Here is a 22,659-nt window from a genome sequence, read left to right on the forward strand (position 1 = left end):
GTGTCAGTGGAACTTTGGCAGCAGTGCGTGGAGCTTCTGCGCGATGAACTGCCTGCCCAGCAATTCAACACCTGGATCCGTCCGCTACAGGTCGAAGCCGAAGGCGACGAGTTGCGCGTCTACGCGCCTAACCGTTTCGTGCTTGATTGGGTTAATGAAAAGTACCTGAGCCGACTGCTCGAACTGTTGGGTGAGCACGGCAACGGCATTGCGCCTGCCCTTTCCTTATTAATAGGTAGCCGCCGTAGTTCGGCACCCCGTGCTGCGCCCAATGCGCCGTTGGCTGCTGCGGTGGCAGCGTCGCAAGCACAGGCTGCACAAGCGGCGGTGGTCAATGAGCCCGTTGCTGCACCGACTGCCGCGGTGGCTCCGGTCGCAGCGGAACCAGAGCAAGCGCCTTCGCGTGACAGCTTTGACGCCATGGGGGAGTCCAATACTGCTCCAGCACCGAGTGGCCGTACCGAACAGCGTACTGTTCAGGTTGAAGGTGCGCTCAAGCACACCAGCTACCTGAACCGCACCTTCACGTTCGAAAACTTTGTCGAAGGTAAGTCCAACCAGCTGGCGCGAGCTGCTGCCTGGCAGGTTGCCGACAACCCTAAGCATGGTTACAACCCGCTGTTCCTTTATGGCGGTGTAGGCCTTGGTAAAACGCACTTGATGCATGCTGTGGGTAACCACCTGCTCAAGAAGAACCCGAATGCCAAAGTGGTCTACCTGCATTCGGAGCGTTTCGTTGCCGACATGGTCAAGGCGTTGCAGCTCAATGCCATCAACGAGTTCAAGCGCTTCTACCGTTCGGTGGATGCGCTGCTGATCGATGACATTCAATTCTTCGCCCGCAAAGAGCGTTCCCAGGAAGAGTTTTTCCACACCTTCAACGCCCTGCTCGAAGGCGGCCAGCAAGTCATTCTGACCAGCGACCGCTATCCGAAAGAGATCGAAGGCCTGGAAGAACGGCTGAAGTCGCGCTTTGGCTGGGGCCTGACCGTTGCGGTCGAGCCACCGGAACTGGAAACCCGCGTCGCGATTCTGATGAAGAAGGCCGACCAGGCTAAAGTAGAGCTGCCCCATGATGCCGCCTTCTTTATTGCCCAACGTATTCGCTCCAACGTCCGTGAACTTGAAGGCGCATTGAAGCGTGTAATCGCCCATTCGCACTTCATGGGCCGTGACATCACCATCGAGCTGATTCGCGAATCGCTCAAGGATCTTCTGGCACTGCAGGACAAGCTGGTGAGTGTGGATAACATTCAGCGCACCGTTGCCGAGTACTACAAGATCAAGATCTCTGATCTGTTGTCCAAGCGCCGCTCACGTTCGGTCGCTCGGCCACGTCAGGTAGCCATGGCACTGTCCAAGGAACTGACCAACCACAGCCTGCCGGAAATCGGCGATGTGTTTGGCGGCCGCGATCACACCACGGTGTTGCATGCGTGCCGCAAGATCAACGAGCTCAAGGAATCCGACGCGGATATCCGCGAGGACTACAAGAACCTGCTGCGGACTCTGACGACGTGATTGGCGTCAGCGCAGCTTATTAAGGCAAGGGACTAGACCATGCATTTCACCATTCAACGCGAAGCCCTGTTGAAACCCCTGCAACTGGTCGCAGGCGTCGTCGAGCGCCGCCAGACCTTGCCGGTATTGTCCAACGTAATGCTGGTTGTTCAGGGTCAGCAGCTTTCACTGACCGGTACTGACCTGGAAGTGGAACTGGTTGGCCGTGTTCAACTGGAAGAGCCTGCCGAGCCGGGCGAGATCACCGTACCTGCACGCAAGCTGATGGATATCTGCAAAAGCTTGCCAAACGACGCGCTGATCGACATCAAGCTCGATGAGCAAAAGATCGTCGTCAAGGCTGGGCGTAGCCGTTTCACCCTGTCGACCCTGCCGGCCAACGACTTCCCGACCGTTGAAGAAGGCCCGGGCTCGCTGACCTGCAACCTTGAGCAAAGCCGTCTGCGCCGCCTGATCGAGCGCACCAGCTTCGCCATGGCCCAGCAAGATGTGCGTTACTACCTCAACGGTATGCTGCTGGAAGTCTCCAGCAACACCCTGCGTGCCGTGGCTACCGACGGTCACCGTCTGGCCATGTGCTCGATGAGTGCCGACATTGGTCAGGCCGACCGTCACCAGGTCATCGTGCCGCGCAAGGGCATCCTTGAGCTGGCGCGTCTGTTGACCGAGCCTGATGGCATGGTCAGCATCGTGCTGGGACAACACCACATCCGCGCCACTACCGGTGAATTCACCTTCACCTCGAAGCTGGTCGATGGCAAGTTCCCGGACTACGAGCGCGTGCTGCCTAAAGGTGGTGACAAGCTGGTAGTCGGTGATCGTCAGGCACTGCGCGAAGCGTTCAGCCGTACGGCGATTCTGTCCAACGAGAAGTACCGCGGTATTCGTCTGCAGCTGGCCAATGCTCAGCTGAAAATCCAGGCAAACAACCCGGAGCAGGAAGAAGCGGAAGAAGAAATCAGCGTCGACTACAACGGTAGCTCGCTGGAAATCGGCTTCAACGTCAGCTATTTGCTCGACGTGCTGGGCGTTATGACCACTGAGCAAGTTCGTCTGATTCTGTCGGATTCCAACAGCAGTGCGCTGCTGCAGGAAGCTGACAACGACGACTCCGCTTATGTTGTCATGCCGATGCGCCTGTAACGTGTTCAGCAGACGCTAGATGTCCCTCAGTCGCGTTTCAGTCACCGCGGTGCGTAACCTGCACCCGGTGACCTTCTCTCCCTCTCCCCGCATCAATATCCTGTACGGCGCCAACGGCAGCGGCAAAACCAGTGTGCTGGAAGCCGTGCACCTGTTGGGGCTGGCTCGCTCCTTCCGCAGTACCCGCCTGACACCGGTCATTCAGTATGAGCAACTGGCGTGTACCGTATTCGGTCAGGTCGAACTGAGTGAAGGTGGCAGCAGTAACCTGGGGATATCGCGGGATCGGCAAGGTGAGTTCACCATCCGCATCGACGGGCAGAATGCTCGCAGTGCTGCGCAACTGGCAGAGATTCTGCCGCTGCAGTTGATCAACCCGGACAGCTTTCGCCTGCTTGAAGGCGCCCCGAAAATTCGCCGTCAGTTCCTCGATTGGGGCGTGTTCCACGTGGAACCGCGCTTCATGGCTACCTGGCAACGCCTGCAGAAGGCTTTGCGGCAGCGGAACTCATGGTTGCGGCATGGTACACTTGACGCTGTTTCGCAAGCGGCCTGGGACCGGGAACTGTGCCTGGCCAGCGCTGAAATAGATGAATACCGCCGAAATTACATCAAGGCCTTGAAGCCAGTCTTTGAGCGAACCCTGAGCGATTTGGTCGAGCTTGAAGGGCTAACCCTGAGCTATTACCGAGGCTGGGATAAGGATAGAGAACTCAGTGAAGTACTCGCCTCTTCCTTGCAACGAGATCAGCACATGGGCCATACCCAGGCCGGACCTCAACGTGCTGATTTACGCCTGAGACTCGGTGCACATAACGCGGCCGATATCTTGTCTCGAGGCCAGCAGAAGCTTGTGGTCTGCGCATTGCGTATCGCTCAGGGGCACCTGGTTAGCCAGGCTCGACGCGGCCAATGTATTTATCTGGTGGATGACTTGCCGTCCGAGTTGGACGAGCAGCATCGCCGCGCACTGTGTCGCTTGCTGGAAGACTTACGCTGCCAGGTGTTTATCACCTGTGTAGATCACGAATTATTGAGGGAAGGCTGGCAGACGGAAACGCCAGTTGCTTTGTTCCACGTGGAACAGGGCCGTATCACCCAGACCCACGACCATCGGGAGTGAAGGCATGAGCGAAAATCAAACGTACGACTCCTCCAGCATTAAGGTGCTGAAAGGGCTAGATGCCGTGCGCAAGCGTCCCGGTATGTACATTGGCGACACCGATGATGGTAGCGGCCTGCACCACATGGTGTTCGAGGTGCTCGATAACTCGATCGACGAAGCACTCGCCGGCCACTGTGATGACATTACCGTAATCATTCACCCGGACGAATCCATCAGCGTTCGCGACAACGGTCGCGGCATTCCTGTCGACGTGCACAAAGAGGAAGGCGTATCTGCCGCCGAGGTCATCATGACCGTTCTGCACGCTGGCGGTAAGTTTGACGACAACTCCTACAAAGTATCCGGTGGTCTCCACGGTGTAGGTGTGTCTGTGGTTAACGCCCTGTCCGAAGAACTGATCCTGACCGTTCGCCGCAGCGGCAAGATCTGGGAACAGACTTACGTTCATGGCGTTCCCAAAGCGCCGATGGCCATCGTGGGTGACAGTGAAACCACGGGTACCCAAATCCATTTCAAACCGTCGGCCGAAACCTTCAAGAACATCCACTTCAGCTGGGACATTCTGGCCAAGCGGATTCGTGAACTGTCTTTCCTTAACTCGGGCGTCGGCATCCTGCTGAAGGACGAGCGCTCGGGCAAAGAAGAGTACTTCAAGTACGAGGGCGGTCTGCGTGCGTTCGTTGAGTTCCTGAACACCAACAAGACCCCGGTCAACCAGGTGTTCCACTTCAGCGTTCAGCGTGAAGACGGCGTGGGCGTGGAAATCGCCCTGCAGTGGAACGACAGCTTCAACGAGAACCTGTTGTGCTTCACCAACAACATCCCGCAGCGCGACGGTGGTACCCACCTGGTCGGTTTCCGTTCGGCATTGACCCGGAACCTGAACAACTACATTGAGCAGGAAGGTCTGGCCAAGAAGAACAAGGTTGCGACCACCGGTGACGATGCCCGTGAAGGTCTGACCGCGATTATTTCGGTCAAGGTACCGGATCCTAAGTTCAGCTCGCAGACCAAAGACAAACTGGTTTCCTCGGAAGTGAAAACCGCCGTGGAACAGGAGATGGGCAAGTACTTCTCCGACTTCCTGCTGGAAAACCCGAACGAAGCCAAAGCCGTTGTCGGCAAAATGATCGACGCTGCGCGCGCCCGTGAAGCTGCACGTAAAGCGCGGGAAATGACCCGTCGTAAAGGTGCGCTGGATATCGCCGGCCTGCCAGGCAAACTGGCCGACTGCCAAGAGAAAGACCCTGCCCTCTCTGAACTGTACCTGGTGGAGGGTGACTCCGCAGGTGGTTCGGCCAAGCAAGGTCGTAACCGTAAGACCCAGGCCATCCTGCCGCTCAAGGGTAAGATCCTCAACGTCGAGAAAGCACGTTTCGACAAGATGATCTCGTCCCAGGAAGTGGGCACCCTGATCACCGCGCTGGGCTGTGGTATCGGTCGCGAAGAGTACAACATCGACAAGCTGCGTTATCACAACATCATCATCATGACCGATGCTGACGTTGACGGTTCGCACATCCGTACCCTGCTGCTGACCTTCTTCTTCCGTCAGTTGCCAGAGCTGGTCGAGCGTGGCTACATCTACATCGCTCAGCCGCCGCTGTACAAGGTCAAGAAAGGTAAGCAAGAGCAGTACATCAAAGACGACGAGGCCATGGAAGAGTACATGACCCAGTCGGCGTTGGAAGATGCCAGCCTGCACCTGGACGAATCGGCACCGCCTGTTTCCGGCGTTGAGCTGGAGCGCTTGGTTAACGAATTCCGTACAGTGATGAAGACCCTCAAGCGTCTGTCGCGTCTGTACCCTCAAGAGCTGACCGAGCACTTCGTCTACCTGCCACCGGTTTCTCTGGAGCAGTTGGGCGACCATGCTGCCATGCAGCAGTGGTTGGGCAAGTTCGAAGAGCGTCTGCGCATCAGCGAGAAGTCGGGCCTGCTGTACAAGGCCAGCCTGCGTGAAGACAAAGAGCGTAATGTCTGGCTGCCGGAAGTGGAAATCACCTCCCATGGCCTGGCCAGCTACGTCACCTTCAACCGTGACTTCTTCGGCAGTAACGACTACCGCACCGTCACCGCCCTGGGCGCACAACTGAGCACTCTGCTCGGCGAAGGTGCCTACGTGCAACGTGGTGAGCGCAAGAAGGCTGTCACTGAGTTCAAGGAAGCCCTCGACTGGTTGATGACCGAAAGCACCAAGCGTCACACCATCCAGCGCTATAAAGGTCTGGGTGAAATGAACCCTGATCAGCTGTGGGAAACCACCATGGACCCAACCGTGCGCCGTATGCTTAAGGTCACCATTGAAGACGCGATCGCTGCCGATCAGATCTTCAATACCTTGATGGGCGATGCGGTTGAGCCACGTCGTGAGTTCATTGAGAGCAACGCGCTGGCGGTGTCTAACCTGGACTTCTGATCCGCTTGTAGGGGTGCAGAAAAGGTGACCGGATTGTCATAAAGATGACCGGCCGCCTCTGACTCCCACCGTGACCCAGTTACCACGAAGCCCGCGAAAGCGGGCTTTTTGCGTCAAAGCAGGTGAGCGAAGGTGCAACCAAACTCAATGCAGGATTGCCATGGGAAGCCTTCAGCTATGAGTAGTTTTCCCCGGACATTAGTGACGCGGAGCGTGGGAACGCGTCCCCACAAACCTCTGCGTCGGCACAGTACCACGGCGCAATTGCCATCACCTTGGCCATCCGAATACAATCGCGATTAATTCTTATCCGCATCGTTTTTTTGTAAAAGGAAGATCCGGGTGTCCCGCGCCTCGCTGCACGATGAAATGCACTGCCTCTATCGCGATCACGCCGGCTGGCTGCAAGGCTGGCTGCGCAAACGCTTGGGTGATCGGCAGCGTGCGGAGGACATTTCTCATGACACCTTCGTCCGCCTGATCGCCTCCACCGTGGCTTGTCCATTGCGCGAGCCGCGCAGCTTTCTGGCGACCGTGGCCAAGCGGGTGATGGTCGATCATCTGCGTCGGCGTAGCCTGGAGCAGGCCTATCTGGAGGCCCTGGCGCAGGAGCCGGAACTGCAGGTGTGCTCGCCGGAAAAGCGCCTGCTGATGCTGGAAACCCTGCTGCAACTCGACGCCATGCTCGATGGCCTCGGCCTCAAGGTGCGCCAGGCGTTTCTGTTCGCGCAACTGGAAGGCCTGAGCTATGCCGAGATCGCCCGGCGTCTGGATGTTTCCGTCAGTTCGGTGACCAAGTACATGGCCAAGGCCACCGAACAGTGCCTGCTGTTCGCCCTGGATGCCGAAGGATGAACAATCCCGCCGAACAGCGCCTGGCGCTGCGTGATGCGGCCCAATGGCACGCGCGCCTCGGCGCCGCGCCGGATTGCCGGAGCACCCAGCAGCAATGGCAGCTCTGGCACCAACAGAACGCTTTGCACCAATGGGCCTGGCAGCGCCTGGAAAACCTACAGGCTGAACTCCACGGTTTGCCGGGGCCGTTGGCGCGTCGCGCCATGGGCGGGAGCGTGCAGGCGACTCGGCGCACGCTACTCAAGGGGCTAGTACTCGGCCTGGGCGTTTCCGGCCTGGCCTGGACGGGCTATCGGCAGACGCCGATCTGGCTTGCCGATCAACGCACCGCCACCGGCGAGCGACGCAGCCTGACCCTGCCGGACGGCACCCGGCTGACCCTCAATACCGCCAGCGCGGTGGATATCCGTTTCGACGCCGAACAGCGGCTGATCATCCTGCGTGCCGGTGAAATCCTCATCGAGACGGCCAAGGACTCGCGCCCGTTCAAGGTGCGCAGCGCCCATGGCGAGATGCGCTCGTTGGGCACGCGTTTTAACGTGCGTCAGTATGAAGATCGCACCTCACTCAGTGTGCTGGAGCATGCCGTTGCCGTGCGTAACGCCCCGGGCCGTGAAGAAGTCCGTGTCGAGAGCGGCATGGGGCTCGACTTCGCCGCTGGCGCATTGGCCGCCCCGCACCCTATCGATACCAATCTGAGCGCCTGGAGCCAAGGGCGCCTGGTGATCGATGACTGGCGCCTGGATCGCACCCTGGCCGAATTGCAGCGCTACCGTCCTGGTGTTATCACGTGTGCCGATGAGATCGCCGGCCTGCGTCTGGCCGGCGCCTACCCGCTGGACGATACCGACCGCGCCTTGACCGTCATCGCCCAGGCGCTGCCGGTGCGCATCGAAACCCGTACCCGCTACTGGGTGAGCATCAAAGCGCGCAAGTGAAAATATTTTTCATTATCGATTGTCGGTTTTCCAATCTCGCTCGACCTCTCCTGCAAACCGCCTTACCGGCATTTGAAGGAGCCCTCATGTCGCATATCCACCAGCACACAAGAAAGCCTCTGGCCATCGCCATCCTCGGCACCACCCTGGCCCTGCACGCTGGCTTTATCCAGCCGCTGTTGAGCGACGCCAGCAAGGTCCATGCTGAAGAGGCGGTAAAGGCCTACGCCATCGCTGCTGGCACCCTGGGCTCGGTGCTCAGCCGTTTCGCCAACGAGGCGGGTGTCGTGCTGTCGTTCGATGCCGCGTTGACTAATGGCATGAGCAGTCAGGGTCTGCAGGGCAACTACAGCGTGGAGCAGGGGTTCGCGCATTTGCTCATGGGCAGTGGCTTGCAAGTGGTGCCAAGTGCAGGCGGCAACTACAGTCTTCAACCCGTTGGTGATGCGCTCACTCTCGCCCCCAGCACCGTTTCCGCTCCGGCGAACTTTGAAAGCGCCTGGGGTCCGGTAGACGGCTACATTGCCCGCCGAACCGCCACGGGAACCAAGACAGACACTTCAATGCTGGAAGCCCCCCAGGCCATCTCGGTGGTGACCCGCGAGCAAATGGAGGATATGGGTGTACAGCGCCTTGACCAGGCGCTGCGCTACACCTCGGGTGTTCGCTCCGACGGCGGCGGCGCCAGCAACGCCGCCGACAACATCTTCCTGCGTGGCTATGCCATCTCGCTCACATACCGCGATGGTCTGCGTCTGCGACCACTGGGCTTCTTCGGCATGTTCAGCGAAGAGCCGTACGGCATCGAGCGCATCGAAGTGCTCAAGGGCCCGAGCTCTGTCCTCTACGGCCAGGCGGAGCCGGGCGGCATGATCAACTCGATTTCCAAGCGCCCCACCGACTATGACCGTGGCGAGATCGGTGTTTCCGTGGGTAATGGCCACCGTCGCCAGGCCAAGTTCGACGTGAGCGGCGCGCTGAACGACGAAAAGACCCTGATGTACCGCCTGGTCGGCTTAGGCCGTGAGGCCGATGGCCTGTACGACCACACCGATGACGATCGCGGTTACATCGCACCCAGCTTCACCTGGCGCCCCGGCGACCAGACCCACCTGACCGTATTGGCGTCGTACCAGAAGAACAAGGGTCTGGCCCCAACCACCATTCCCTGGGCCGCCGTCAACGGCTCCAGCCCCTACGGCAAGGTACCCATGGGCCGCTTCGTCGGCGAGCCGGACTTCGACTTCGAGGAAGTTGAAAGCACCTCGCTTGGCTACGAGTTCAGCCATGAGTTCAACGATACCTGGGCCGTGCGCCAGAATGTGCGCTGGGCCGATTTCGACAATCAGGAGAATTATCTGGCACGTTCCTTCGGTGCCAGTGCGACCGGTCTGATCACCGGCCCCGACGGGGTTCCCGGCGCCTCAATCAACCGCGAGTGGCAGATCCGCCACGCCTACGGCAGCCACTTGGCACTGGACAACCAGTTGCAGGCCAGCTTCGATACAGGCCCGATTGCTCACACCGCGCTGTTTGGTATCGATTACAGCTGGAGCAAGTCGGTGCGAAACGAGCGCTGGGGCCGTGCCACACCGATCAACGTGTTCGATCCGTCCTACGGGAGCCCGGTTGACACCTCGGTTAACACCAGTTGGGTCAACAACCTGCAGCGCACCACCCAGATTGGCTACTACTTTCAGGATCAGCTCAAATGGGATCGCTGGGTGCTGACCGTGGGCGGCCGCGAGGATCGCGCACGCATCCGCACCGAAAATCGCTTCACCGACAGCGAAACGGCCGATCAGGACTGGCATGACTTCACTGGCCGTGCAGGCCTGGTTTACCTGTTCGACAGTGGCTTTGCGCCGTACGTCAGCTACAGCGAGTCGTTCAACCCGGTCGTCGGCTCCACCGGCCCAGCCCGTGGCAGCAAGCCTTTCGAGCCAGAAACCGCCAAGCAGTATGAAGTGGGCGTGCGCTACCAACCGCCAGGCACGGATACCCAGATCACCTTGTCGGCGTACGACCTGACCAAACAAAACACGGTCACTACCGATCCGAACGACCTGTTCAACAGCATCCAGACCGGCGAGATTCGCTCGAAAGGGATAGAGCTGGAAGCCATCACCACCGTGATGGACGACCTGAAACTGATCGGATCGCTGTCCTACAGCGACGTAAAAGTGACCAAGAGCAACGACGGCAACGAAGACAAGCGCCCATACAAGGTTCCTGCCAAACTGGCCTCGCTGTGGGCTGACTACGCCATCCCGTTCGACCCGCTGCAGGGCCTGAGCGTCGGTCTTGGCGTGCGCTACACCGGCTGGACCTTTGGCGACAGCATGAACACCTTCAAGGTACCGTCCTACACCCTGTATGACGCCGCCGTGCGTTACGAGCTTGGCAATCTCGACCCGAGCCTGCGTGGGGCCCAAGCCTCCATCAACGTCAATAACCTGACCAACAAGTACTACGTCGCCACATGCTTCTTCTACCAAGCGTGCAACCTGGGCGAAGAACGCAGCGTAGTCGCCGAACTTTCCTATAAGTGGTAAATCCCCTCTGTCACCAATCCCCTGCCTGACGCAGGGGGCTTCTTGCCCGTTGATCGTTCCCAAAATCGAAACTGGTCAGCAGCGAAAGATCGTTTTCGATCCTCACAATGGCTCCATCTGTTTGTTCCACGTGGAACCCAATATTGTGAGAACTCCCAGTTAAGGACTCGCAGAAAAGATGACTTCCCCCCCGTTTTGTTAGGGCCTTCGAATCATCTATCTGGTGACCCCACATCAGCGACTCTAGGCGTCACCCATAAAAAAGCCCGCTAACGCGGGCTTTTTCATTGTAGGAGCGGGCTTGCCCCGCGATACGGTGTGGCTGACACACCGCAATCGCGGGGCAAGCCCGCTCCTACTCTTCTTTCACTTCGTTCCAACTGCTGTCGGGGTCGAAACGCTTAATGGCAGCTGCTTGTTTGGTGCTATCTGGGCCGAGGTCTTTCTCGAACAGTTCGCCGTCGTGGCTGATCATGAAACTCATCACGCCAGTGTCCCCATACTTCGTCGGCCAGGCGATTACGGCAAAGCCGCGAGTCATGTGGCCGCCGATTTTGTAGTCATAGGCGCCGCCGGGTGCCGAGGGGCCTTGGGCGGTGAGGATGCGGTAGTGATAGCCGTGCCAGTCATCACCCACTGCGGCATCGCCAAACAGTGGCCCGAGTGGGCTTTCCTCGATGCCCTCCTTCTCAGGCCAGTACAGACCGTCGAACTGCCCGTCGCTACTGATGAATTTTTGCGCGTATTCGAGGACACCATCGCCATTACGATCAACCTCGGCGTAATCCATCTGCGCGTCGTGGTAGGCACGCACTGATTGAATGGTCGCCAGTTCGTTGCGTCCGATCCGGCGCAGGCGGATTTCCGCAGCGCCGGCTTTGGTGTCGAATGTCCAACCGCCAGCAACCTGCTTGATGGGCATCGGGAATACCCAGGGCGTGTTGCCGACGACCAGATGTGCCAGCTTCGGGTTATCGGACTGAATCTGATGTTTTTCCTTGTAGAGGGAAAGGAAGGCTTTGACGTCTGCACGGTCAACGCTTTTGCTGGGGATGTAACTTCTCCAGTCTTTGCCGAGCAGGTTGGCCAATTGTTGCTCATCGGCTTTCTCGTTACTGAGCGCCTGCACCAGCGCTTCGCTGGCAGCCTCCGGGGTTGGAAAGTGTTTTTGCGCGTAGCTGCCGGACGTCCAGAGCAGGAGCAGAACCAGCACAAATCGACTTGCAGTATTCATGACTGACTCTCCTCTCAACGACGACGGGCGCCACCGCCGGATTGCGCCCGCACGGGTCGTTGCACCTGGTGGCCCGTTCGCGCCGCAGAAGGTCGGTTGATGCTCTGGTGACTGACCTGGCCACGGTTGCTCGCGATGCGGGACTGCGAAGGATTGCGTACACCGGCCAACGCATTGTTGCGCGGTGCCTGAATGCTGGCATGTTGCTGGCGGACTTGTTGGCGTGCTTGCTGGTTGCGCACCGACGGCTGATGCTGGCGACTTTGCTGGGATACCTGAGCACGCTGGCGCACCTGACCGTCATTTTTCAATTGGCGCTCGGCAACCTGGGCACGCTCACGTGCGCCGCCGCCGGACTGCTCAATGCCGTGCTTCTGCAGGGTTTGCTGGGCGCGCTCACGGTCGGCACTTTGCACACGTTGGCGCGCTTCGAGGTTGCTGCTTGCCGGTGATTCGATGCCCCGCTGCGTCAGGCTTTCACGGGCGCGCGCGCGTTCTGCGACACGGTCCGGGGTGTCGCCGCGGTATGCAGTGCGCTGTTCGCTACCGGGCAGGCGTCGATCGAATTGGGCGCGGCTGGCCTGGTCGCGGTACGGTACGCCGTCGCGATACACCGGGTTGTGGCGCCAGGTGTTCTGGTTGGCATTGATCCTGCGATTGTCGTTGATATTGTTGTAGCGATTTACATTGATATCGACGTCATGATCATCCCAGTCGCAATCCCCCCACAGCGAGTTGACGATCGCCACGCCAGCACCGAAAGCCAGGCCGGTGGCCAACGCCGTGCCGATGGCATAGCCCGGTGACGGCGGGTAATACGCAGGTGGCGAGGACGGATAGGGCCAACTGCCGTACGCCACTTGCGGGTTGTAGCTCGGCACGTAGACGACCTGCGGGTTGGTCGGCTGGATCACGATGGTTTGTGCTGGCGCAGGCGCTTGTACCACCGTGGTGGTATTGGCTGCGGGGGCGCTTGCCGGCTGCACGATGACGGTCTGCTTATCATTGGATTCCAGGTTACCCGCAGCTTTGGCTTTTGCGCGCAAGCGCTGCACTGAATTCATCACCGCGTCGGGTTGGGCGAGAAACGCATCACCCACGCGCTGCACCCAGGCCGGATCCTGGCCAAGCGTATCGAGCACCTGCGGAAAGGCCACCAACGACTGCACGCTTGGGTCCCAAGGTTGGTCGGCGACCTGTTTGACGGCGGCATCACCGCTGACCTTCGGGTGTGCCTTGGACCAGGCCACCGCGTCGGCAACATTGCCCGGATAGGTGGTGGCCATCAGCACCTGCGCCAGCAAAGCGTCCGGATACAACGCCAAGGGCGCCATCATCTGATCAAGCTGCTCGGCGCTGAACACCGCCTCACTTGGCGCTGCAGGCGCAGCTGGAGCCGGCGCTGGAGCGGGTGCAGCCGGTGCGGCTGGGGCTTCGGTTGTGGCGGCTGGGGGCGGCGGGGCCGCTTTCTTGGATTGCGCATCTTCATCGGAACAACCCGAGAGCGCGAGCAGGGCGACGGTGAGCAGAATCGCCCGGTAAAAGCAGGCAAACATGACGATGCTCCTCTGGGAGAAATGTCAGGATCGAACGTCGGCACCCTGACACCCAATGGGCCACCGACTCAGCAAGCAACGCTCGGAAGACCCTGCGCCGCGAGTGAGCAGTATCAGCGTAGAAGAAAAAATGCCTTGCCGGCTGACTGCGATCAGTTCCCGCCTATGTTTCACGTGGAACCTATTGACGGAGCTCCCGGGTCATCTGTGGGATCAAAGCCCCAGTTCGCGTAGGCGGCGATAAAGCGTTCGCTCACTCATGCCAAGGTGCTGTGCCAGTGCACTGCGCGGACCGTCGAAGTTCTGCAGAGCCTGGGCCAACTGTCCGAGGTTATCCCTGTTGCGCCGCCGCCCGGAAGCCGATGACTCCCCTGCCCCATTTCTCAGTTCTGCAGGCAGATGCTCGGCACGGATGACGCCGTCGTCGGCGAACAATCGGGCTCGCTCAAGGATGTTGCGCAGCTCGCGGATGTTGCCGGGAAAGCTGTGCAGCCCGAGCAGTGTCAGTACTTCACGATCGACCTTGGGGGCTGACTTTCCGGCCAACCGTTGCAACAAGCTGTCGATCAGCAGCGGCAAATCATCGACCCGCTCGCGCAGAGACGGTAAGCGAATCGGGAAGCCGCTGATGCGGTAATAGAGGTCTTCACGAAAGGTGCCTGCCGCGACCATTTCCTTGAGGGGTTTATGCGTGGCTGAGACCAAGCGGAAATCTGAGTGGACAGTACGCAGGCTGCCGACGGGGCGAAAGCTGCCCGACTCGATCAGGCGTAGCAGTTTCACCTGCATCGCCAGTGGGACTTCGCCGATCTCATCGAGAAACAAGGTACCGCCGTGGGCGGCTTCGGCGAGGCCGATCTTGCGTTGCAGTGCCCCGGTGAAGGCGCCTTTCTCGTAACCGAACAGCTCACTCTCGAACAGCGACTCCGTTAGCCCTGTGCAGTCGACGACTACAAGCGGGCCATTGGCGCGAGGGCTACCCAGGTGTAAGGCACGGGCGAAGAGTTCTTTCCCAGTGCCCGACTCACCCTGTAGTAGCACCGGGATCTGTGCTGGCGCTGCTCGTTGCAGTCCGGACAACGACTCTTTGAACGCTGCAGAGCGTCCTACCAAGCCTTGCTGTTGTGGTTGGGCTGACGCCACTGCGATGCTGGTAAGGCGCTCGACAAAGGCCACCACTTCACCCTGCTGATCCAGAATCGGGCGCAGCTCAACATCAACGTGTTCAGGTCCGCGTGGTGTGTGATGAACATGCAGCACCCGCTCGGGGGTGCGGCTGTCCCAGGCCTTGCGCATCGGACACAATTCACCGGCCTGATCGCAGGGCACCGCGTAGTGGTGGGAAACCCGATGACATTTACCACCGAGCGGTGGCTGTCCTTCTACCCCGAACTGGCGTTGGTAGGCCGCGTTCGCAGCGAGGATGTTGTAGTCGGTGTCGAGCACGATGGTGGGTTGCGCGTCGTGTTCGAGGTAGGACACCAGCGCCTGGATGGCGGGTTCGGGAATATTTGGCGAAGAATAAGACATAAGGCACCAGGGGAAGCACCTGAGCAGCTTAACTGAAGGCGAGAGGACTGCCAAAAACTGCCAGGGACTGCCATGGTCTGACAGACAGTGCGGCAGTTTTAGGCAGGGGCAGCGTTTCGCAGTCAGTAAACACGGCATTTCAGGGCAGGAATTCGCTGCAGGGTCGATGGCACGCATCTTGATAAAAGCCTGACCAATGCGCACAAGGCTCGATGCCTGGGCACAAGGAACCATCTGGAGAGCGGTAATGATCATCGGCGGCAATTTGTATGTGGAAGCGCTGTTCGACAGTGTGACTTCAACCATCAGCTATCTGGTGATGGACCGTGGCAGCGGCCACTGTGCACTGATCGACAGCGTGCTCGACTACGATCCCAAATCAGGACGCACCAACAGCGCATCGGCAGATCAGTTGGTCACTAGGGTCAACGAGCTGGGTGGCAAGGTGCAGTGGATTCTGGAAACCCATGTGCATGCTGATCACTTGTCGGCGGCGGCCTACCTCAAGCAGGCCCTTGGTGGCCAAATCGCAATCGGCAGCCAGATCACCCAGGTGCAGAAAGTCTTCGGCGCCCTATTCAATGCCGACAGTGGCTTTGCCCGCGATGGCAGCCAGTTCGATGTGCTGTTCGAGGATGAACAGCCCTTCACCATCGGCAACTTGCAGGCCCGTGCCCTGCACACGCCGGGGCACACTCCAGCGTGCATGACCTACGTGGTGGAAGTCGGTGAGCACAGCATCGCCTTTGTCGGCGACACCTTGTTCATGCCGGACTACGGCACGGCCCGTTGCGATTTCCCAGGCGCCAGCGCCCGCACCTTGTATCGCTCGATCCAGCGCATCCTTGCCCTCCCCGCTGATACCCGGTTGTTCATGTGCCATGACTACCTGCCCGGTGGCCGCGAGCTGCGCTACATGACCAGCGTGGCGGAGCAGCGCGCCAACAATATTCATGTGCGCGAAGGCATCAGCGAGGACAGCTTTGTTGCCATGCGCGAAGCCCGCGATGCCACCCTCGACATGCCGGTGCTGATTTTGCCGTCAGTGCAGATCAACATGCGCAGCGGCCAGCTCCCCGAGCCTGAAGACAACGGCGTGCGTTACCTGAAAATTCCACTCAACGCACTCTGAGCTCCACCCAGAATTATTATTAAAGGAATACCTTGCCATGCCTGCTCACGCCACATCGCCGCAAGGCGATCATCACAAGATCCTGATTGTCGGCGCGGGGGCTGCCGGTATCGCTGTGGCTTCAAGCCTGATGCGTCGCGACCCGTCACTGGACATTGCCCTGATCGATCCGGCCGACACCCATTACTATCAACCCGGCTGGACCATGGTCGGCGCGGGCGTCTTCAATGCGCCGAGCACAGCCAGAAGCATGGCCTCGACCATTCCGCGCGGCGTTCACTGGATCAAGGCTCGGGTCGAACGCTTTGATCCTCATGCACAAGCGCTGACGCTGGATGACGGACGTGTGCTCAGCTATGAGCAGTTGGTGGTGTGCCCGGGGCTCAAGCTCGACTGGACTGCCATTGAAGGTCTGAGCGAAACCCTCGGGCGCAATGGCGTGACCTCCAACTATCGCTATGACCTGGCCCCTTACACCTGGCAGCTGGTGCAGAACCTGCGTAAAGGCCGTGCAGTGTTTTGCCAGCCGCCGATGCCGATCAAATGTGCCGGTGCGCCGCAGAAGGCGCTGTACCTGTCATGTGATCACTGGTTGCGTCAGGGGCGTCTGGGCAAGATCCAGGCGCAGTTCTTCAATGCGGGTGCCGTGCTGTTCGGGGTGGCGGACTATGTCCCGGCGCTGATGGAATACATTGATAAATATGCGGTGGACCTGCGCTATGCCCATCGCCTGGTTGCCGTCGATGGCCCTGGCAAGCAAGCCACCTTCGTGCGAACCCTGGCAGACGGCAGCACTGAAACGCTGACTCAATCTTTCGATATGCTGCATGTCGTCCCACCGCAAGTGCCTGCCGATTTCATCCGTAATAGCCCGCTGGCAGACACCGCTGGCTGGATTGATGTTGATCCGGCGACGCTTCGACATCGTCAGTTCGCCAACATCCATGCCCTGGGTGACGGTATCAATACCACCAATGCCAAAACTGCCGCGGCGGCGCGCAAGCAGGCACCGGTGGTGGCCAACAACGTGTTGGTTGCGCTGGGCCGATTGCCGAAGCCGGTGCACTACGATGGTTATGGCTCCTGCCCGTTGACCGTCGAGCGCGGCAAGATCGTGCTTGCCGAGTTCAGCTACGGCGGTAAGCTGGCACCGAGCTTTCCGCGCTGGTTGCTCGATGGCCGTCGCCCTACGCGTCTGGCCTGGTTGCTCAAAGCGCAGATCCTGCCGCCGTTGTACTGGCGCTGCATGCTCAAAGGACGTGAATGGTTGGCTAAACCTCAGCCGGCAGCGGTCGAGGCGCAGCAGTGATCGAACAACCCTTTCTCGCTGCTGGATTGGGCGCAATCATTGGTGCAGTGCTGGCGTTGACTGGTGCGGGTGGCGGCATTCTTGCGGTTCCGCTGCTGGTTTTCGGCCTGGGCTTGTCGATGGTCGAAGCGGCGCCGGTCGGCCTACTTGCCGTGGGCATGGCCGCTGCGGTTGGCGCGGTGTTGGGGTTGCGCCAGGGCGTGGTGCGCTATCGAGCGGCGGCGTTTGTGGCGCTGATCGGTATCGCTACTGCTCCACTAGGCCTGACGCTGGCGCATCAACTGCCCAATGCGCCATTGGCCTTGGCCTTCGCAGTGGTGCTGGTGTATGCCTGCGCTCGCATGCTGCTCAAGGCGCATCGGGAGCTGCGTGGCGAGCCGCCGCTGGGTAAGCGCATGGTCATGCCGTGTGTGCTCAATCCTTTGCAAGGACGCCTGCGCTGGACGTTGCCTTGTGCGCGGGCGTTGGCCTTCACCGGTGCCTTGTCCGGGCTGCTCTCCGGTTTGCTGGGCGTGGGCGGCGGCTTTGTGATCATCCCGGCGCTCAGCCGTTATACCAACCTGGACATGAAAAGCATTGTTGCCACGTCACTGGCGGTGATTGCCCTGGTGTCCACCGGTAGTGTGGTCAGCGCCAGCGTCGGAGGCGTGATGCACTGGAGTGTGGGCGCACCCTTTGCTGGCGGTGCGGTGGTAGGGCTATTGGTCGCCCGGCAATTTGCCGGGCGCTTGGCTGGCCCGCGCCTGCAGCAGCTGTTCGCCGTCGTTGGCATCTGTGCGGCAGTGCTGCTAACCATTAAAACCCTGAGCGCTTGAGCTTTACTCCGCCAGCAAGGCGCCCTGCTCTTGCGCGCACAAGGCCAGGAGAAAGTCCCAGACCACCCGCAAGCGCACTGACTTGTGCAGTTCGCGGCGGGTGCAGATCCAGTAGCTGCGCTGGATGGTTTCACTGGGCAGCACGCGTACCAGCGCCGGGTCGTGGCGGGCCATGTAGTTGGGTAGCACGGCAATGCCCAGCCCCGCGCGGGCGGCCTGTTGCTGGGCAATCACACTGGTGCTGCGAAACACCACGTTGGGCGCCCGGCAAAAGCTGTTGAGAAACAACAGTTCCTGGCTGAACAGCAGGTCGTCGACGTAGCCGATCCAGCTGTGCCGGGCGAGGTCTTCGCGACACTCCAGTGCTGGCGCCTTGGCCAGGTATTCGGGGCTGGCATACAGCGCCAAGCGGTAATCGGTGAGCTTGCGGGTGATCAGTAAATCAGCGTTGGGCCGTTCCAGGTGGATGCTGATTTCTGCCTCACGGTTGAGGATGCTGACGAAGCGCGGCACAGCGACCAGCTCCACCTCCAACCCCGGGTAGCGTTCGAACAGGCTGCTCATGCGCGGAGTGAAGAACATGATGCCAATACCTTCGGTAACGCCTAGCCGGATCTTGCCTAACGGGGTGATGGCCTGGGTGATTTCTTCCTGGGCCAGTAGGGCGACGTTTTCCATGGCTTCAGCATGTTTGAGCAGCGCCTGGCCAGAGGGCGTCAGCTCGTAGCCTTGGGCATGCTGGACGAACAAGGCGGTGCCCAGGCTCTGCTCGATATTGTCGATATGCCGGGCCACGGTGCTATGGGTGGTGTTCAGGCGCTTGGCCGCTGTCAGCAAGCGTCCACTGCGCTGCAACTCGAGAAAAAACCGCAGATCATTCCAGTCGAACATGCTTATCCTTGTGAATCAGGTGTTCACAGACGTTGTGTTAAAACGCACAGCACTTGAGTGAAATCTAACGTTTTCATCTCGAAATTAATCAATAACATGGAGCAGGACAAGAATAATAATCAGGCGCGAGGTTGCCCATGCCATCAGCCGATCCTGTCTACGACTTTGTGGTTGTCGGTGCCGGCCCTGCCGGGTGCCTGCTGGCCAATCGTTTGTCTGCCGACCCCGGCTGTCGAGTCTTGTTGCTTGAAGCGGGCGGTAAAGACAACTACCCCTGGATTCACATCCCGGTGGGTTACCTGTATTGCATTGGTAATCCGCGCACCGACTGGTGCTTCAAGACTGAAACTCAACCTGGCCTGAACGGGCGCGCCTTGGGTTATCCACGGGGCAAAGTGCTGGGTGGCTGCTCTTCGATCAACGGCATGATCTACATGCGCGGCCAGGCCAGTGACTATGACCGCTGGGCCGAGCAAGGTAACGCCGGTTGGGCCTGGAAAGACGTACTGCCGCTGTTCAAGGCCAGCGAACATCACTTCGCCGGTGCCAGCGATGTGCATGGCAATCAAGGCGAGTGGCGGGTCGAACAGCAACGTTATTCCTGGCCGATCCTCGATGCTTTTCGTGACGCGGCCGCCCAGAGCGGTATCGACAGCGTCGCTGATTTCAACGGTGGGGATAACCAGGGCTGTGGATACTTTCAGGTCAACCAGCGTTCCGGGGTTCGCTGGAATTCGGCCAAGGCCTTTCTTCGCCCGGTGCGTAACCGTCCCAACCTCACGGTGCTGACCGATGTATTGGTCGATCAGGTGATCCTCGACGGCGGTCGCGCCAGTGCGGTGAACGCGCGCTGGCAAGGTACATGGCAGCAATTCAGGGCCCGCCGCGAAATCATCCTCTGCGCAGGTTCGGTGGGTTCACCCGGCATCCTGCAACGCTCGGGAATCGGTCCGCGTGGTTTGCTTGAAGGCCTGGGGATAACTGTTCGGCATGAACTACCAGGCGTGGGTGGCAACCTGCAGGATCACCTGCAACTGCGGCTGATTTATCAAGTCAGCGGCGCACGCACCCTTAACCAGGTGGCTAACAGCGTGTGGGGCAAGCTGGGCATGGGCCTGCGCTACCTGTACGACCGCAGCGGCCCGCTGGCCATGGCGCCGAGCCAGTTAGGCGCGTTTGTCCGCTCCGGGCCGGAACAGGCCTCCGCCAACCTGCAATACCATGTGCAGCCGCTGTCACTGGAGCGCTTCGGCGAGCCACTCCATCGCTTCCCAGCCTTTACCGCATCGGTGTGCAACCTGCGCCCAGCCAGTCGCGGACGCATCGATATCCGTTCGGCCAACCCGGCTGACGCGCCGCTGATTGATCCCAACTACCTGAGCGACCCGGAAGATCTGCGGGTTGCCGCCCAGGCCATTCGTCTTACTCGCAAAATCGTTCAGGCCCCTGCCCTCGCGGCCTTCAACCCGCGTGAATACCTGCCGGGGGCTGCGCTGCAAAGCGAAGAACAATTGCATGAAGCTGCCGGCCAGATCGGCACCACGATTTTCCATCCGGTGGGTACCTGCCGCATGGGCAGTGGGCCGCTGGCGGTGGTCGACGAGCAGCTGCGCGTGCATGGCATACCGGGGCTGCGCATCGCTGATGCGTCGATCATGCCGCAGATTGTCTCCGGCAATACCTGCTCACCTACCTTGATGATTGCCGAAAAGGCGGCACAACTGATCACCCGGGGAATGTTATCCACAGCTCGGACCGAAGAAGAAAGCGCAATACCGACGCCCTGACCAGGGTGCGTGCAGTAACGACGCCGGAGGCAGTCTGCCGGCGTCGACAGTGGAACAACAAGAATAATCACTGGGGCCTTGAGGCCGAGGACAGCAACGATGTCGGATTACATTCAGGAACAAGGCGCGGCGACGGCCAGCAACAGTCGCCGTGAAGAGCGCAAGATCATTTTTGCGTCGTCCCTCGGGACAGTGTTCGAGTGGTACGACTTTTTTCTCTACGGGGCACTGGCGGCGGTCATCAGTAAGCAGTTCTTTGCCGGGGTCAACGACACCACGGCGTTTATCTTTGCCTTGATGGCCTTTGCTGCAGGCTTTCTGGTGCGACCGTTCGGGGCCCTGGTGTTCGGTCGACTGGGCGATATGATCGGCCGCAAGTACACCTTTCTGGTGACCATCGTGCTCATGGGCCTGTCTACCTTCGCCGTCGGCCTGCTACCGACCTACGCCAGCATCGGCATCGCCGCACCGATCATCCTGGTGATCCTGCGTATGCTCCAGGGCCTGGCGCTTGGCGGTGAATACGGTGGTGCAGCCACCTATGTGGCTGAGCATGCGCCACCGGGCAAACGTGGTTTCCATACTGGCTTCATCCAGTCCACGGCGACTTTGGGCTTGCTGTTGTCACTGCTGGTAGTGCTGGCCAGCCGCTACATCAGTGGCGATCAGTTTGAAGTGTGGGGCTGGCGCCTGCCGTTCCTGCTGTCGATCGTGCTGCTGGGGATCTCTACCTGGATCCGTATGAGCATGCACGAGTCGCCTGCCTTCGTGAAAATGAAGGCCCAGGGCAAGGCCAGTAAAGCGCCGATCCGTGAGTCGTTTGGCTCCTGGGCCAACCTCAAGGTTGTGCTCACCGCGCTGTTCAGTATCAACGCCGGGCAAGCGGTTACCTTCTACACCGCACAGTTCTATGTGCTGTTCTTCCTTACCCAAATGCTCAAGATGGATCCGGCGCAGGCCAATACCTTGCTGATTATCAGCGTGGTGATTGGTGCACCGTTCTTTGTGTTCTTCGGTTGGCTGTCGGACCGTGTCGGGCGCAAGCCGATCCTGATGCTTGGCCTGCTGTTGGCCACCCTGCTCTACTTCCCATTGTTCAAAGCCTTGAGCCATTACGCCAACCCGCAAATCGACGCTGCCAGCCGCCAGGCACCGATTGTGGTGATGGCCGATCCACAAAGCTGCACCTTCCAGTTCGACCCGGTGGGTAAAGCGCGCTTCGACAGTCCGTGCGACAAGGTCAAAACCTTCCTGGTCAAGCAAGGCCTGCCGTACAGCTCTGAATCGGTCGCTGCGGGTAGTGAAGTAGTGGTCACCGTTGGTGATCAGCGCATCAGCGGGTTTGATGAAGTGGCCCTGCGAGCCGCCATCGAAAAAGCCGGATACCCCGCCAAGGCCGACCCTGCCAGCGTGAACCAGACCATGGTGGTGGTGCTGATTGTGGCGATGATCCTGATCGCGACGATGACCTACGGCCCGCTGGCAGCGGTGATGGTCGAGCTGTTCCCGACCCGTATCCGCTACACCTCGATGTCGTTGCCGTATCACATCGGTAATGGCTGGTTCGGCGGATTCCTGCCGACGGTGTCGTTTGCCCTGGTGGTGTACACCGGCGATATCTTCTATGGCCTGTGGTATCCGGTGTTGATCACCGGGATCAGCCTGGTGGTGGGGCTGTTCTGCCTGAAAGAAACCCGCGATGTAGATATCGACAAGGTGTAAACACCTCTCTGTAGGAGCGGGCAAGACAGTTACCCCAGACACAGGCGTTTTTTTATTCCGGAAAAAACTTATGCACGATTTTCAGAAAACAGTCATACAGAAAAATAAGTAATCAAATTAAAGACT

16 protein-coding genes are annotated in these 22,659 nt (G+C 59.7%); 12 read left to right on the forward strand and 4 right to left on the reverse strand.

Annotated elements, in window-relative coordinates; all coding sequences use genetic code 11:
• The 7 genes from dnaA to ACVWSC_RS00035 all read left to right on the forward strand — a co-directional run bounded on the left by dnaA (position 1) and on the right by ACVWSC_RS00035 (position 10,557).
• On the forward strand, positions 1–1,521 hold the full coding sequence (gene dnaA / locus ACVWSC_RS00005) for a chromosomal replication initiator protein DnaA (RefSeq protein ID WP_442111073.1): 1,521 nt from the start codon (positions 1–3) through the stop codon (positions 1,519–1,521).
• Between the two features lie 39 nt (positions 1,522–1,560).
• Positions 1,561–2,664 (forward strand): DNA polymerase III subunit beta, encoded by a 1,104-nt coding sequence (gene dnaN / locus ACVWSC_RS00010; protein ID WP_442111075.1) that lies wholly within the window; start codon positions 1,561–1,563, stop codon positions 2,662–2,664.
• Positions 2,665–2,683: 19 nt separating this feature from the next.
• A complete protein-coding gene (recF, locus tag ACVWSC_RS00015) occupies positions 2,684–3,787 on the forward strand; it encodes a DNA replication/repair protein RecF (RefSeq protein ID WP_157190617.1) in 1,104 nt (367 codons plus the stop codon).
• Positions 3,788–3,791: 4 nt separating this feature from the next.
• Positions 3,792–6,209 (forward strand): DNA topoisomerase (ATP-hydrolyzing) subunit B, encoded by a 2,418-nt coding sequence (gyrB, locus tag ACVWSC_RS00020; RefSeq protein WP_442111077.1) that lies wholly within the window; start codon positions 3,792–3,794, stop codon positions 6,207–6,209.
• A gap of 369 nt (positions 6,210–6,578) precedes the next feature.
• The gene (locus ACVWSC_RS00025; RefSeq protein WP_442114395.1) at positions 6,579–7,064 is read left to right on the forward strand and encodes a sigma-70 family RNA polymerase sigma factor; all 486 of its coding nucleotides are present in this window, start codon (positions 6,579–6,581) and stop codon (positions 7,062–7,064) included.
• Positions 7,061–8,002 (forward strand): FecR domain-containing protein, encoded by a 942-nt coding sequence (locus ACVWSC_RS00030; RefSeq protein WP_442111079.1) that lies wholly within the window; start codon positions 7,061–7,063, stop codon positions 8,000–8,002. The genes ACVWSC_RS00025 and ACVWSC_RS00030 overlap by 4 nt, the downstream gene beginning before the upstream one ends.
• Positions 8,003–8,088: 86 nt before the next feature.
• Positions 8,089–10,557 (forward strand): TonB-dependent siderophore receptor, encoded by a 2,469-nt coding sequence (locus ACVWSC_RS00035; RefSeq protein ID WP_442111081.1) that lies wholly within the window; start codon positions 8,089–8,091, stop codon positions 10,555–10,557.
• Positions 10,558–10,912: 355 nt separating this feature from the next.
• Here the strand turns inward: ACVWSC_RS00035 and ACVWSC_RS00040 are convergent, their stop codons facing one another.
• From ACVWSC_RS00040 to ACVWSC_RS00050, 3 genes are all read right to left on the reverse strand, one after another.
• Positions 10,913–11,791, reverse strand: coding sequence for a DUF2950 domain-containing protein (locus tag ACVWSC_RS00040; protein WP_442111083.1), 879 nt, complete (start codon positions 11,789–11,791; stop codon positions 10,913–10,915).
• Between the two features lie 14 nt (positions 11,792–11,805).
• Positions 11,806–13,347: a DUF3300 domain-containing protein gene (locus tag ACVWSC_RS00045; RefSeq protein WP_442111085.1), complete on the reverse strand. Its 1,542-nt coding sequence runs from the start codon at positions 13,345–13,347 to the stop codon at positions 11,806–11,808.
• A gap of 213 nt (positions 13,348–13,560) precedes the next feature.
• Positions 13,561–14,856 carry a sigma-54 interaction domain-containing protein gene (locus ACVWSC_RS00050; RefSeq protein ID WP_442114396.1) on the reverse strand — a complete coding sequence of 432 codons (1,296 nt, stop codon included), beginning with the start codon at positions 14,854–14,856 and terminating at the stop codon, positions 13,561–13,563.
• A gap of 268 nt (positions 14,857–15,124) precedes the next feature.
• Here ACVWSC_RS00050 and ACVWSC_RS00055 point away from each other — a divergent pair, with 268 nt between their 5' ends.
• From ACVWSC_RS00055 to ACVWSC_RS00065, 3 genes are read left to right on the forward strand one after another with little or no spacing between them, the layout of a single operon-like run.
• Positions 15,125–16,009, forward strand: a complete 885-nt coding sequence (locus ACVWSC_RS00055; protein WP_442111087.1) for an MBL fold metallo-hydrolase — start codon at positions 15,125–15,127, stop codon at positions 16,007–16,009.
• A 37-nt stretch (positions 16,010–16,046) separates the two neighbouring features.
• Entirely contained in the window at positions 16,047–17,318 is a 1,272-nt protein-coding gene (locus ACVWSC_RS00060) for an NAD(P)/FAD-dependent oxidoreductase (RefSeq protein WP_442111089.1), read from the forward strand.
• A complete protein-coding gene (locus ACVWSC_RS00065) occupies positions 17,315–18,133 on the forward strand; it encodes a sulfite exporter TauE/SafE family protein (RefSeq protein ID WP_442111091.1) in 819 nt (272 codons plus the stop codon). The genes ACVWSC_RS00060 and ACVWSC_RS00065 overlap by 4 nt, the downstream gene beginning before the upstream one ends.
• A 3-nt stretch (positions 18,134–18,136) precedes the next feature.
• Here the strand turns inward: ACVWSC_RS00065 and ACVWSC_RS00070 are convergent, their stop codons facing one another.
• A complete protein-coding gene (locus ACVWSC_RS00070; protein ID WP_442111093.1) occupies positions 18,137–19,024 on the reverse strand; it encodes a LysR family transcriptional regulator in 888 nt (295 codons plus the stop codon).
• A gap of 137 nt (positions 19,025–19,161) precedes the next feature.
• Between ACVWSC_RS00070 and ACVWSC_RS00075 the strand changes: the two genes are divergently transcribed.
• Together ACVWSC_RS00075 and ACVWSC_RS00080 are read left to right on the forward strand one after the other, a co-directional pair.
• Positions 19,162–20,811 (forward strand): GMC family oxidoreductase, encoded by a 1,650-nt coding sequence (locus tag ACVWSC_RS00075; RefSeq protein WP_442111095.1) that lies wholly within the window; start codon positions 19,162–19,164, stop codon positions 20,809–20,811.
• A gap of 99 nt (positions 20,812–20,910) precedes the next feature.
• Positions 20,911–22,533, forward strand: a complete 1,623-nt coding sequence (locus ACVWSC_RS00080; RefSeq protein WP_442111097.1) for an MFS transporter — start codon at positions 20,911–20,913, stop codon at positions 22,531–22,533.
• The last annotated feature ends 126 nt before the right edge of the window (positions 22,534–22,659 follow it).

The organism is Pseudomonas sp. NUPR-002 (assembly GCF_056322725.1).